General features: G+C 65.5%; 10 protein-coding genes. 3 read left to right on the top strand and 7 right to left on the bottom strand.

Features of this window, described 5'->3' with window-relative positions:
• Positions 1-3: 3 nt before the first annotated feature.
• The 3 genes from VT03_RS01690 to asnS form a co-directional block, all read right to left on the bottom strand.
• On the bottom strand, positions 4-1,098 hold the full coding sequence (locus VT03_RS01690) for a lysylphosphatidylglycerol synthase transmembrane domain-containing protein (RefSeq protein WP_075091377.1): 1,095 nt from the start codon (positions 1,096-1,098) through the stop codon (positions 4-6).
• Positions 1,092-1,586 (bottom strand): EVE domain-containing protein, encoded by a 495-nt coding sequence (locus VT03_RS01685; protein WP_075091376.1) that lies wholly within the window; start codon positions 1,584-1,586, stop codon positions 1,092-1,094. Before VT03_RS01685 ends, VT03_RS01690 begins: the two co-directional genes overlap by 7 nt.
• Before the next feature lie 262 nt (positions 1,587-1,848).
• On the bottom strand, positions 1,849-3,324 hold the full coding sequence (gene asnS / locus VT03_RS01680; protein WP_075096880.1) for an asparagine--tRNA ligase: 1,476 nt from the start codon (positions 3,322-3,324) through the stop codon (positions 1,849-1,851).
• A 304-nt stretch (positions 3,325-3,628) separates the two neighbouring features.
• Between asnS and VT03_RS01675 the strand changes: the two genes are divergently transcribed.
• On the top strand, positions 3,629-4,912 hold the full coding sequence (locus VT03_RS01675; RefSeq protein ID WP_075091375.1) for an NAD(P)/FAD-dependent oxidoreductase: 1,284 nt from the start codon (positions 3,629-3,631) through the stop codon (positions 4,910-4,912).
• A 332-nt stretch (positions 4,913-5,244) separates the two neighbouring features.
• On the opposite strand, the gene VT03_RS01670 is transcribed toward VT03_RS01675, so the two are convergent.
• The 4 genes from VT03_RS01670 to trpB all read right to left on the bottom strand — a co-directional run bounded on the left by VT03_RS01670 (position 5,245) and on the right by trpB (position 8,700).
• On the bottom strand, positions 5,245-6,084 hold the full coding sequence (locus tag VT03_RS01670; protein WP_197489169.1) for a prephenate dehydrogenase: 840 nt from the start codon (positions 6,082-6,084) through the stop codon (positions 5,245-5,247).
• Positions 6,085-6,242: 158 nt separating this feature from the next.
• The gene (locus tag VT03_RS01665) at positions 6,243-6,485 is read right to left on the bottom strand and encodes a hypothetical protein (protein WP_075091373.1); all 243 of its coding nucleotides are present in this window, start codon (positions 6,483-6,485) and stop codon (positions 6,243-6,245) included.
• Between the two features lie 33 nt (positions 6,486-6,518).
• Positions 6,519-7,334 (bottom strand): tryptophan synthase subunit alpha, encoded by an 816-nt coding sequence (trpA, locus tag VT03_RS01660; protein WP_075091372.1) that lies wholly within the window; start codon positions 7,332-7,334, stop codon positions 6,519-6,521.
• A gap of 160 nt (positions 7,335-7,494) precedes the next feature.
• On the bottom strand, positions 7,495-8,700 hold the full coding sequence (gene trpB, locus VT03_RS01655; RefSeq protein ID WP_075091371.1) for a tryptophan synthase subunit beta: 1,206 nt from the start codon (positions 8,698-8,700) through the stop codon (positions 7,495-7,497).
• A gap of 277 nt (positions 8,701-8,977) precedes the next feature.
• On the opposite strand from trpB, the gene VT03_RS01650 reads away from it, so the two are divergent.
• Together VT03_RS01650 and VT03_RS01645 are read left to right on the top strand one after the other, a co-directional pair.
• Complete coding sequence (locus VT03_RS01650) at positions 8,978-9,409, top strand: hypothetical protein (RefSeq protein ID WP_075091370.1); 432 nt, start codon at positions 8,978-8,980, stop codon at positions 9,407-9,409.
• A 307-nt stretch (positions 9,410-9,716) separates the two neighbouring features.
• On the top strand, positions 9,717-13,007 hold the full coding sequence (locus VT03_RS01645) for an excinuclease ABC subunit UvrA (RefSeq protein WP_075091369.1): 3,291 nt from the start codon (positions 9,717-9,719) through the stop codon (positions 13,005-13,007).
• Positions 13,008-13,560: the final 553 nt, after the last annotated feature.

The raw sequence follows: 13,560 nt of genomic DNA, 5'->3' as shown, positions 1-13,560 counted from the left end.
CGCTCAGGTGGACATTTCCACGGGCGGATCCGCTTCGTCGGCGGTCGTCGCCTTGGCCGACTCGACTTCCCGGAGTCGGACTCCCGACCGGGCGAAGAGCAGCAGCCCGATGATCGTCACCGGGACCCACTGGATCATGTGGTAGTAGACTGACGCGGCGAGGACCGCCGGCTGGTTGACCGGGAAGTGCCGCAGCACCTCGACGAAGCAAAGCTGAATCACGCCGAAGTAGCCTGGCGACGAAGGGACCGTCACGCCGAACGCCACGACGCCGAGAACGATCAGCGAGACCGCGGGCGAGACGTGGACGTCGAAGCTCGCCAGCGAGAGGTGAATCAGGAGTCCGTTCATCCCCCACTGGAGAATGGAAGTGATGAGGATCCCCAGGAGCGTCTTCGGACTCTTCAGAGCGGCGAGGCCGGAGGCTCCGGCTTCGATCAGGCCCACAATCTTCCCCCGCAGACCTTCCGGAAGGAACGGAAGCCGGCTCAGGATTCCCTCCGCGAGTCGGACAACGGGCCGGGTCCAGATCACAAACGCAAACGCCCCCAGGACGCCGGCCGCCGCGACCAGCCCTACGACCTGAGCCACCGACTTCACGCCGGGCGCGACCCCCTTGACCGACATCAGGCCGATCCCGAGGTAGGCCAGGATCGCCAGGATGTCGAAGACCCGTTCCAGCGCCACGGTGCTGAAGACCGCCGGGTTGGAGACCTTGTGCTGGCAGGCGAAAACAAAGATCCGGACGAATTCGCCGAGGTGCGCCGGGAGAACGTTGTTGAACGCAAAGCCGATCATCATCGGCGGCGCGCACTCGCGGGTGATGGCAAAATTGCCGAGAGGCCGCAGCAGCATCTGCCACCGCCACGCCTTCACCCAGTAGAACGCCGCCAGCAGTCCCCACAGCACTGACAGCAGGGCGTAGTTGGCGGTCCGAAAGGCGACGGCCAACTCGGCTCGCGCCTTGGGATCATTCCACAGCGACCGACCCGCGAAGTACAGGCAGATGGCGGATACGACGATCCCCACCGCCAGCTGCAGTACCGAGGATTTCCAGAACGATTTCTTCGGCGAGGTCTCAACCGCGGGGACTACCACGCCTTCGCTCCCGCCAGCTTCAGCACCCGTTCCCACTGCTCCTTCGTCACCGGCTGAATCGAGAGCCGGGAGCCTTTCTGCATGACGACCATCTTCGAGAGCGTCGCGTCTTCCTTCAGCATCTCTCGGGTGAGCGGCGTTGGGAACTTTTCGACGAACTTCACGTCGACCATGTACCAGGTCGGCTCGTCCTGCTTGCTCTTGATGTCGTAGTGGCTGTCCTTGGGATCGAACGCGGTGTGGTCGGCATATCCCGCCTTGGCGACCTTCGCGCACCCGACGATCGCCATCGGCTCGGTGCTGCTGTGATAGAACAGGACGCCATCGCCGACCTGGATGTCATCCCGCAGCATGTTGCGGGCCTGGTAATTCCGGACGCCGGACCAGAAGGTTGACTTGTCCTTCTTCAGGTCATCGATCGAATACGAATCGGGCTCGGACTTGAAGAGCCAGTAGCGGGTTTCGGACGCGGGCGCAGATTTCGGCATGGAAGAACCCTCGGCGTGGTGAGCGGACGATAGCGATTCCGGTGCGTCTCGTCTCTTGTCGATGTCTTCGGGGGCGGCCGCCGGGGAGGATTAAACACCAAGTCACCAAGGACGCACGAAGGTCACCAAGGAGGATGGCCACGCGACACCAGCCCGAAGCGCGAGCGAGGGACGGGGCTGTGTCCCCTCGCTTGCGCTTCGGGCTGGTGTGAGGAGAGCGACAGGGGGGCGGCGTCGCCGACCCAGGACGCTTTCGCGATCCTTAGAACTCCGCGCTCTTCGGAAAACGCGGATAGGGGATCACGTCGCGGATGTTCTGCATGCCGGTGACGAGGAGCAGGATCCGCTCCAGGCCCAGGCCGAAGCCGCTGTGCGGCACGGTGCCGTACCGCCGCAGGTCGACGTACCACCAGTACTCTTCCGGATTGAGATCGCACTCCTCCATCCGCTGAAGCAGCACGTCGAGCTGCTCCTCGCGCTGGCTGCCGCCGATGATCTCGCCCACGCCGGGAACGAGGACATCCATCGCCCGGACAGTTTTCCCGTCGGCGTTGCACTTCATGTAGAACGGCTTCAGCGTCCGGGGGTAGTCGTAGACGATAATCGGCTGCTTGAAGTGTTCCTCCGTGAGGAACCGCTCATGCTCGGCCTGCATGTTGTCCCCCCACTTCACGGGGTACTCCCACTTCCGGTCCGCCTGCGTGACGATCTCGATCGCCTCGGTGTAGGAGACCCGTCGAAAATCCTTCTCGAGGATATGGTTCAGCGTCGCCAGGACGTTCTTGTCGATCCGCTCGTTGAAGAACGCCATGTCCTCCGGGCAGCGCTCCAGGACATCCCGGACGATCGTCTTGATGAACTCCTCGGCGAGCTGCATGTTGTCCGGCAGCTCGTAGAACGGCATCTCCGGCTCGATCATCCAGAACTCGGCCAAATGCCGCGTCGTGTTCGAGTTCTCGGCGCGGAACGTCGGGCCGAAGGTGTAGACCGGCCCGACGGCGCAGGCGAAGGTCTCCCCTTCGAGCTGGCCGCTCACCGTGAGGGAGGCTTTCTTGCCGAAGAAGTCGTTGGCGTAGGGGTCTAGGGACGAGGGTCTAGGGTCTAGGGAGGGAGTAGCCGCACCCGCGGCCGTGACCGGTCCGCTCGTCTCCTTCCCTAGTCCCTCGTCCCTAGTCCCTCGACCCACTCCCAGCGTCGTCACCTGGAACATCTCGCCGGCCCCTTCGCAGTCGCTCGTCGTGATGATCGGCGTGTGGACGTAGAGGAAGCCGCGGGACTGGAAGAAGCGGTGGATCGAATCGCACACGCAGTTCCGGACGCGGGCGATCGCACCGAACGTGTTCGTCCGCGCCCGCAGGTGGGCGATCTCGCGGAGGAACTCGAAGGAGTGCCCTTTCTTCTGGAGCGGATATTTGACGGCATCGGCGGTTCCCAGGACCGTGAGGGTCTTGGCCTGCAGTTCCACCCGCTGCTTCGCTCCGGGGGAGGCGGTCAGCTCGCCCGTCACGCGGATGCTGGCCCCGGTCGTCACCTGCTTGATCGCCTCGGCATAACCCGGGACGTTCGCGTCGACGACGACCTGCAGGTTCGCCATGCAGGAGCCGTCGTTGAGCTCGATGAACGAGAACGCCTGCTTGGAATCGCGGCGGGTCCGGACCCAGCCCGAAACGTCCACCGCCGCTCCCGGCTGCCCGTCCTTGAGGAGTTTCGCGATGCGCGGACGATCGAGTGCTGACATGAAGACCAACCGTGTGTGGAGAGGGACGGAGACGGCCATCCCGGCCGGACGCGAATGATAGTCCGGGCTCCGCTTCGGACCCAATGGGCGAATCCACCTGAACAGTCGGGCTGGCCGGGTTCCGTCGTGCCAGCGATGCGGGAACGGGCACGGAGTCGACGAGATCTCGATCTCCCGAAACGCCCCAATTAGCGACACTTGTCAAAACAACTGTTGTTGAAACTTCAAAGTGCCGTTATATTGAACGTGACCGTGCCCCGGTCGGTCTCGTTTCGACTTTCGCGTCCGTAGAGGAATTGCCCAGATGGTGACTTCAGCTCTCGACTTCGACTTCGACGTCGTCGTGATCGGCGGGGGGCCGGCCGGCGCCACAACGTCCACGCTGATCGCCCAGCAGGGGCATCGCGTCGGACTGTTCGAGCGGGAGACGTTTCCCCGGTTCCATATCGGCGAGTCGCTGATTCCGCAGACGTACTTCACGCTGCAGCGTCTCAAGATGATCCCCAAGATGAAGGTCAGCCACTTCATCAAGAAGTACAGCGTCCAGTTCGTCACCCAGCACGGGAAGCTGTCGGAGCCGTTCTACTTCGTCGACCACCGTCCGCAGGACTCGTCGCAGACGTGGCAGGTCCGCCGCTCCGAGTTCGACCACCTGATGCTCAAGAACGCCGCCGAGCAGGGGGTGACGGTTCACGAAGGGGCGCGGGTCAACGACATCGTTTTCGACGGAACCCGGGCGACGGGGATCAAGGTGACCCTGGCTGGAGAAACCGAGCCGCGCGAGGTGCGGGCCAAGGTGGTGGTGGACGCCAGCGGGCAGCAGTCGATGCTGATCGGCAAGCTCGGTTTGCGGGACTGGGACCCGGTCCTCAAGAAGGCAGCCCTCTGGACGTACTGGAAGGGAGCCCACCGCGACCAGGGTCGGGACGAGGGGGCGACGATCGTCCTCCAGACCAAGGATAAGAAGGGGTGGTTCTGGTACATCCCGCTGCACGACGACATTGTCAGCGTGGGGGTCGTGGCCGGACAGGACTACCTGTTCAAGGATCGCGGGACGACCGATTTCGAGACGATCTATTTCCAGGAAGTCGACCGTTGCCCCGGGCTCCAGCCCCGGCTCGCCAAGGCGGAGCGATGCGACATCTTCCGTGCTCAGAAGGAATACTCGTACCGCAGCCGGCAGGCTGGGGGCGACGGGTGGGTTGTGGTGGGGGACGCCTTCGGATTCCTCGATCCGCTCTATTCGTCGGGCGTCCTGATGGCGCTCAAGTCGGGCGAGATGGCGGCGGATGCCATCAATGAGGGGCTGGCGAAGGGGGACACGTCGGAGGCTCAGCTCAACCGGTGGCACAAGCCCTTCGCGGACGGGATGGACCGGATGAAGCGGCTGGTGCTCGAGTTTTATGACGGGTTCAGCTTCGGCCGGTTTGTTCGGAAGCATCCGGACATGAAGGATCTGGTGACGGACGTTCTGATCGGGGACGTGTTCAAGGACGATGTGGACCAGTTGTGGCCGCTGATGGATGAGTTGCGGGCGGAGCTGGCCGCGGCGAAGGCTGCGCAGGCGGCTCAGCCCACGCCGATGTAGGCGGAGCCCGAACCGCGTCCATAGCTCAAACCCGACGTGCCACGGCAGCCTGGGGTCAAGGGGGCCACGCCCCCTTGCCGCCGGAGGCACTTCGATGAGGAACCGTGGGACACAACGGGCGTCCCCTTTGTGAAACGGGCGTTGAGGACTCCGTCACATCATACCGCTGGCTTTGCAATCCCCGCGGGTTGGTGAGGGGGGCATACGGTACGTTGTCCGCGCTGGGACAAGTGCTCCTTCAGACATCTCTCGACGGCCAAGCCTCCGGCGGGCAAGAGGGCTTCGCCCCCTTGCATCCCCCACCAGGGGTGCCCCCTGGACCCCGATAGGGCTCAATTCTCGTTCAGCCGTGTCCGCGACTGCTGGCCCTCGAACAGCAGCTCCCGCACACGCTCAAAATCGCCGCCCCGGATCGACGTCGAATAGTTCGCCAGCGTCGACACCAACTCGTCGATCCGATCCGCAATCGGAACCGCATTCAGGCGAACAATCGCCGTCCACAAGTCGGCATCACCCGCCGCCACCCGCGTCGTGTCACGGAATCCCCGCGCGGCATACTTCTGCAGGTCCTCCGGAAGCTGCGCCGCCAGCGCCGCCGCCGTCAGATGCGGCAGATGACTCGTCAGCGCCAGTACACGGTCATGATCCGCGGCCGACATCCGCACCACCCGCATCCCCAACCGCTTCCAGAACCCTTCGACCGTCATCAACGCGTCGTCGGTCGTCCGCTCGTCCGGCGTCACCACCGCCAGCTTGTCCTCAAACAGGTTCGCGTCCGCATGCTCCCACCCGCTCCGCTCCGAGCCGGCGAGCGGATGGGCCCCCACGAACATCCCCTTCTGCGGCGGAGCCTCCCGCAGACTCCGGCAGATCGCCTCCTTCACGCTGCCGCCATCGGTCAGCAGGCACGAGTCCGGCATCACCTCGGCAATCCGCCGGACATCGTCCGCAATCCGATCGACCGGCGTAGCGACCACCACGAGATCAGCCGCCGGCAGCCGCACAACGGCATCGACAACCTCGTCCACGAGCCCCGCATCGACCGCCCCCTGCATCCGGGCGGCGCTGCGCCCGAATCCGATGACCCGCTCCGCCACCCCGCGGGCCTTCGCCGCCGCCGCCACCGACCCTCCGATCAGCCCCAGCCCCGCCACGACGAGGGTGGAAAACATCGGCTTCGAATCCGAGGAGGACATGGACGCTCACTGGGAAAGACCGCGACCCGAAGCCGCACACGAAAGGGGGACGGCGGCGCCCGCTTCAGCGGGTCAAACCGTCGCCCGCCGAGTGTAGTTGGGAGCCGGACACCTTCCCAACGGACAGCTTCCGCTCACCACGGAATGACCCAGCCGATCGCCATGATCAGGCAGAGGATGATCGTGAGCGTGATCCACAGGGGCCTGGACGACTTCGTCTGGTCGCCGTCCGTGATGTAGTTCCCGCAGTAGGGGCAACTCGCGATGTCCTCCACGACATCGCGCCCGCAGTGCGGGCAGGGGATCGTGATCTCCTGGTCGTCGTAGGAGCCTTCGTACTCCTCGTCGTCCGGATCGTCGTCGTCGTCCCAGGCCATGCCCGCCCCTCGCCCTCGCCGCCTCGGAACGGTTCAGTGCGCCTCGTGAGCTTTCGTCGCCATCGCCTTGGCGAGGGTCGCGATGCGGGAGATCGCCTCGCCCTTCGTCGCCTTCCCGTCGGCGAGGTCCTGCACGTTCTGAACGACCGCCGACCCGACGATCACCCCGTCCGCCTTCTGCCGCAGCGGATCGATGTGCTCTGGCTTCCCGATCCCGAAGCCGACCGCCAGCGGCAGGTCGGTCTCGGTCCTCAGCCACTGAAGCTGCTTCAGGAGCTGGTCCGCCACCTGCTCCCTCACGCCCGTCGTCCCCGCGACGGCGATGCAGTACACGAACCCGCTGCAGTTCTTGACGATCTCCCGGACCCGTTCCGGCGGCGTCGTCGGGGCCACGAGCTGGATCAGATCCAGCCCCGCCTCCTGCACCGTCGCGAACATCTCGGCCGCCTCGTCCCCCGGGAGGTCGGGAATGATGAACCCGGAGAAGCCCGCCGCCTTGGCCTCCTGCACGAAAGTCTTCGGCCCGTGCCGGAAGATGATCGCGTAGGAGAGCATCGCCACGAGCGGCGGGAGCTTGGCGGTATCGAGGGCCTTGATCCCGTCGAAGATCTGCCGGACGGTCGCCTTCTTGTTCAGCGCCCGCGTATAGGAGGCCTGGATCACCGGGCCGTCCGCGATCGGGTCGCTGTACGGGAACCCGACTTCGATCAGGTCGACCCCCTGTTCGGCGAGCGAGCGGATCAGGTCGCCGGTCGTCTCCATGTCGGGATCGGCCGCCGTGATGAACGGCATGAACGCCATCTTGCGGGCGGAACGAAGCGGAGCGAAGGTTTGAGCGATGCGTGACACGGGAGGGAGTCTTGAAGGGAAGGGGGGAGGGGGCAGGATTCAGGATTCAGGATTCAGGATCTAGGAGGAGAGGGAGGCAGGTCGGGTGTTTCGAACGGCTGAGGAAACCTCCGCCATCGACACCTCCTTGATCCTGAATCCTGACTCCTAAATCCTTCCCTTAAATCTCCTGCCCAGTCAGCCGGGCGACTTCGTTCACGTCCTTGTCGCCGCGACCGGAGAGGCAGACGACGATGTTCTGATCCTTGGGCCGCTTCTTGGCCGCCTTGATCGCCTGAGCGAGGGCGTGCGAGGACTCGATTGCCGGAAGGATCCCCTCGGTCTTCGCCACGAGGCGGTAGGTGTCGAGGGCTTCCTGGTCGAGGATGTTCGTGTACTGCACGCGGCCGGTGTCCTTCCAGTACGCGTGCTCCGGACCGACGCCGGGGTAATCGAGCCCCGCCGACACGGAGTGAACGTCGCTCGTCTGGCCGTCCTGATCCTGAAGGACGTAGCTGTAGGTCCCGTGCAGGATCCCCTTGACCCCGTACGAGAGCGTGCTGGCGTGGTCACCAGGGGCCGGACCGCGGCCGCCCGCTTCGACTCCCGTGAGGGCCACGCCCGTATCATCGACGAAGGGATAGAACATCCCGGCGCTGTTCGAGCCGCCGCCGACACAGGCAATCACTTCATCTGGCAGCTTCCCGAAGGTCTCCAGACTCTGCGCCCGGGCTTCACGGCCGATGACCGCCTGGAAGTCGCGGACGATCTGCGGGAACGGATGCGGGCCGACGACCGAGCCGAGGATGTAGTGCGTCGAATCTACGCTCGCCATCCAGTCCCGCATCGCCTCGTTGATCGCGTCGCGGAGCGTCCGGGAGCCGGTCGTCACGGGACGGACCTCGGCTCCCATCGTCCGCATGATGAAGACGTTCAGCCGCTGACGGCGGACGTCTTCTTCGCCCATATAGACGACGCAGGGGAGGCCGAAGCGGGCACAGGCGGTCGCGGTCGCTACGCCGTGCTGGCCGGCGCCGGTCTCGGCAATGACCCGCTTCTTCCCCATCCGGAGGGTCAGGAGGACCTGCCCCATCGTGTTGTTGATCTTGTGGGCGCCGGTGTGGTTGAGGTCTTCCCGCTTGAGGTAGATCCGCGCCCCGCCCGCCATTTCGGTGAGGCGTTCCGCGAAGTAGAGCGGGCTCGGCCGGCCGACGTAGGTCTTGAGGAGATGGTCGAGCTGCTGCTGGAACGCCGGATCTTTCTGGGCCCGGGCGTACTCGGCGGTCAGCTCCTCGAGGGCCCGCATGAGGGTCTCGGGGACGAACCGCCGGCCGAACTCGCCGAACCGCCCTTGCTGGTCTGGCACATTCATCGTCGCAACAGCCATGATTCCGCTCACGTTGCGCCTGGCGCGGGATCGGGAAAGTCCGTCCGCTGGAGGCGGACCCGCATTATTGAGCCGATCCCCCGTGCCGTCCACGAACCCGGCCGACGTTTGGTGCGGGCGGCCTCGCATCCGGGACACGGAAAGGCCCCTCGGACTCGCGGAAAGCCGAGTCACGCGAGCATTCTGGAAGCCTGCGAGACTTTTCCGGTCGTGACAGCTGCTCCGCGGCCACCGGGAACGAGGGCGTCGGCCGGTGGGATCCTCCGATATGAGGAGCATGTTCGATGACGTCCCAGCCCTGATGACCGCCAACCCCGCCTGGGGCCTTGTCCTGGCGGCCTACCGGACGCTGGAGGATGAACTCCCCCCCGCGCCCAAAGCGAAGAAGGACGCCGCTCCTTCCGAGCCCGTCGCGGCTCTTGCGGTGGTCGTTTCGGAACCTGCTGGCGAGCAGTCCGCTCCAGCATTTGAAGAGGCGGGGGACGAAACCGAATCGTTGGTCGGCTGGTTCGACCGGATTCGCGAAGTGGCGGGGGTCGACGCCGCGATCCTGTCGCAGGTCCACGGGCGGCTCATTGCCCACGGCCTGCTGAAGTGCGAGATCGGCCAGCGATCCTCCGGGCTCGTCTACAAGATCAGCACGGCGGGAAAAACCGCTCTGAAGACCGCGCTGGCCATCCAGGCTCAGCCCCTCGCGGAATCGGCCTGATCCGCCCCCTCTCACGGCGGGTGTCCGGTTTGTGGAGCCCGCGTTGAGGACTTTCTCACACCGCGCCGCTTGCCCTGTATTCCTCGCGGGTTGGTGAGGGGCCATGCGACACGTGGTCCGCGTTTGAATACCCGTTGTTTCCAATGTTTCTCGACGGTCAGGCCTCCGGCGGGCAAGGGGCGTGGCCTCCTTGCATCCCCCACCAGGGGATCCCTGGACCCGGACTGATACTGTACCCTTGTCTATGGAGTGTTCGGACGGACACGACTATCCTTGCTCGATTCCCGTCGTCGCGTCCGAGTCATGAATGTCGCGCACGTTTGTCGAACTGACACCCCAGAATTTCTCCTTCAACAGCCCGCTGGGATGGTGCCCCGCCTGCCAGGGCCTCGGCACGGAACGAGGCACAAACCAGGCCGCCCTCATCAGCAACCCGAACCTCTCCCTCCTCGAGGGGGCAGTCTCGATCTGGCCCGATCCCCGCCTGACCCCCGGCTTCCGGCGAATCCTCGAAGCCCTGGCGATCGCCTTCGACATCCCCCTTGATCGCCCGTGGTACCAGATCGATCCCCGACACCAGCGGGTCATCCTCTACGGCGGCGGCGACCGGTGGATCGACGTCCCGGCCGGCCCCAAAGGTGAAGGGGGAGCCGCGGTCCGCATCCAGTACAAGGGCCTCTACCCGACGATCGAAGAGGCCTCGCGCGTCTCCTACGCCCACCGCCAACGGTTCCTCGACCTCGTCGGCGAGAAGCCTTGCTCGGTCTGCAACGGGGACCGGATGCGGGACGACGCCGCGTCCGTTCGGCTCAACGAAGAAACGCTCCCGCAACTCTGCCGACTCCCCCTCGGCGAGGCCCTGACGTTCCTCAAGTCGCTCAAACTGACGAAGGAACAGAAGAAGGTCGCCGGAGACCTCCTCGACGAGGCAATCCACCGGCTGTCGTTCCTGGTCGACGTAGGACTCGACTACCTGACGATGGACCGGTCGATGCCGACCCTCAGCGGCGGCGAGAGCCAGCGGATCCGGCTGGCGGGCCAGATCGGACGAGCCCTGACCGGCGTCCTCTACGTCCTCGACGAACCGACGATCGGCCTCCATCCGCGGGACAACGGCCGGCTGATCTCGGCCCTGCACCGTCTGCGGGATCTCGGCAATACCGTCGTCCTCGTCGAACACGACCGGGAAGTCCTGGAGTCGGCGGACCGGCTGTACGACTTCGGCCCCGGCGCGGGTCGGCACGGCGGAATGGTCGTCGCAGAGGGGGCGCCGAAGGAACTGGAGAAGCAGCCCGAGAAATCGCTCACGGGAGCCTATCTGAGCGGCGCCAAAGGGATCCCGATTCCCCGGACGCGGCGGCTCGTTCGGCTGGCGCCGGAGACGGACTCCACTCCCAAGAAGAAGCGAGGAAAGAAGGCCGCGACGCTGTTCGAAGAGGAAGCGAAGGACTCCGCACCGCCGGCCGCCGCCGCTCGCCCGTCGACTCCCCCCGCGCTCTACGACGCCCCGCCGGGTGGTTCGTGGCTGGAACTCCTGGGGGCCCGGCAGCACAACCTGCGTGGCGTCGACCTTTATCTTCCGCTCGGAACGTTCGCCGCCATCACCGGCCTTTCGGGCTCGGGCAAGAGCTCGCTCGTGATGGAGACGCTCGGTCGAGCGATCGCCCGCCACCTGCACCGCGTCGGCGAAGCTCCCGGCGCGTATGACGAGTTGCGGGGGATCGAGAAGGTCAACAAGGTCATCGTCGTTGACCAGTCCCCGCTCGGCAGCACCCCCGCGTCGAACCCTGCCACCTACACCGGCGTCTGGGATCCGATCCGTGAGCTGTTCGCCCGGCTCCCTGAGGCCAAGGTGCGTGGATTCAAGCCGGGCCGGTTCAGCTTCAACCGCCCCGGCGGGCGGTGCGAAGAGTGCGAGGGGATGGGACAGAAGAAGATCGAGATGCACTTCCTTCCCGACGTCTGGGTGGAGTGCACGACCTGCAAGGGGCAGCGGTTCAACGTCGAAACGCTCGCCGTCCAGTATCGGTCGAAGTCGATCGCCGATGTTCTGAACATGTCGATCGGCGAGGCCCTCGAAGTCTTCGGCAACATCCCCAAGATCCGTGCCCCGCTGGCGACGCTGGCGGCGATCGGCCTTGACTATCTGACGCTCGGACAATCCGCCGCGACCCTCAGCGGCGGCGAGGCGCAGCGGGTCAAACTGGCGGCGGAGCTCTGCCGCCCCCACAACGGTCAGACGCTCTACCTCCTGGACGAACCGACAACCGGGCTGCACTTCGCCGACATCGCCAAGCTGCTCAAAGTCCTCAATAGTCTCGTCGAGCAGGGGAACACGGTCGCGGTCATCGAGCACAACCTCGACGTCATCAAGACGGCCGACTGGGTCGTCGACATGGGCCCGGAGGCGGGAGTGGGCGGCGGCTGGATCGTGGCACAGGGGACGCCCGAAGAGGTGGTCGCCCACGCCGCCCTGGCGCGGCCCGGCGCCAACGGCACCCGACGGAAAGAAACGGGCGAGTCCCCGCTGATGCGGTCCTGGACCGGGGAGTTACTCGCGCCCGTGATGGAGGCGGGGGAGCGGGCGGACGTTGAGTTCTTCGACGCCGACGAGGCGGCCAAGAAGCGGGCGGGGGACATCGACATCAGCAAGGTGGGGAAGGACTCCGCCGCGCCGTGGCAGTCGGACGGCCGCCGCTGGCACACGCGGGACCGGATCAGCCACAGCGGAAAGCCGCCGAAGTGGGAGGGGGAGGCGCTGGAGCACGTTATCGACCTGCTGGCGGAGCACGAGACGCTGGCCGAGCCGAACTGGAACCACCGCAGCATTGTCGAGCTGATGGCGAAGGAGAAATCGGGTGGCTGGTTCCTGCATGCCCAGACCGGCGACGAATGGCTCCTCGTCCTCAAGTTCCGCGTGAAGAAGGACTCGTTCCGCGAGGAAGACCTTGCCCGCCGGTTGTCTCTCAAGTCGCTCGACGATCTCGACGAGCTGCCGGTCTACGGCCGCGGCGACCGCGTGCGGGTGAAGAACCTTAAGGGGCCGTGGCAGGAAGTGACGATCACCGTCCACTGGCTGCGGGAGATCGAGACTCCGGCGTTTGCGGATTTCCTTCAGAAGGCGGTCAAGGCGTTCCTGCCGCAGGCCCAAGTGGCGGTCGTAGATCCGACGTCGCTGATGCCCTGGACCGTCCTGGGGAAGAAGTGGCACCTCTCGCGTAAGGGGTTTCCGAGCAACAAGCGGGTCGAATGGGAGGCGGAGACGCTGGAGTCTCTGTTCGGAGTCCTGTCGGAAGCGGCCCCGGACGCCGAGGTCGACTGGACTGGCAAGACCACCGTCACGTACCGCCTCAAAGGCTCGTCGAAGCCGTGGGCCGAAGTGGTCACGAAACGCCGTAGCGGGATCGACCTGACGCTGTACGGAGCGGCGGGGCGGTATGCGATGGGGCGGATCAGCGGGCTGGGAGCGGAGCGGGAGATCGCTGCCGCCCGGGACGGCCGGCAGACGATCGGGATTCGGATCGCCGATGCGGATGAAGTCGCGTCGCGTACGTTCCAGGACTTCGTGAAGGAGCATGCCGACGGAGAGCGGCCATAGGAGCGGACGGTCTCGCGACATCGACGTCGCGAGATCGGAAGGGGGCGTCCGCCGGTTGGTGGTGTGGCAACCCATCCGGGGTCCAGGGGCTGGCCCCTGGTGGGGGATGCAAGGGGGCGAAGCCTCTTTGCCCGCCGGAGGCCTGGCCGTCGAGAGATGTCTGAAGGAGAGAGTGTCCAGACAAGGACAACGTGCCGGATGGCCCCCTCACCAACCCGCGGGGATTGCAAAGCAAGCGGTGTGTTTTGAGGGAGTCCTCAACGCCGGTTCCACAAACGGACGTCCGTTGCTGACCACGGTTCCTCATGGAAGCGCCTCCGGCGGCAAGGGGGCCTGTGTTCTTTCTTTGGCCCCTTGACCCCAGGCTGCCGTCGCACGTCGGGTTTGAGCTATCAAGCTGTGCCGGCAAGGACGCGGTTCGAGATACCGGGATCAGCCTCCTCGTCCGGCCACCATTCGACGAACGCCTCCGCATCGGGATTCGCGGAGACGTGAATTTGACCGACGCCCCAGCCCACGGTACTCTCTCCAAACCAAGGAACCGCCGATGCCG

The organism is Planctomyces sp. SH-PL14 (genome assembly GCF_001610835.1).
Taxonomy (GTDB): Bacteria; Planctomycetota; Planctomycetia; order Planctomycetales; family Planctomycetaceae; genus Planctomyces_A.
This window is presented reverse-complemented; position numbering and strand designations above follow the sequence as displayed.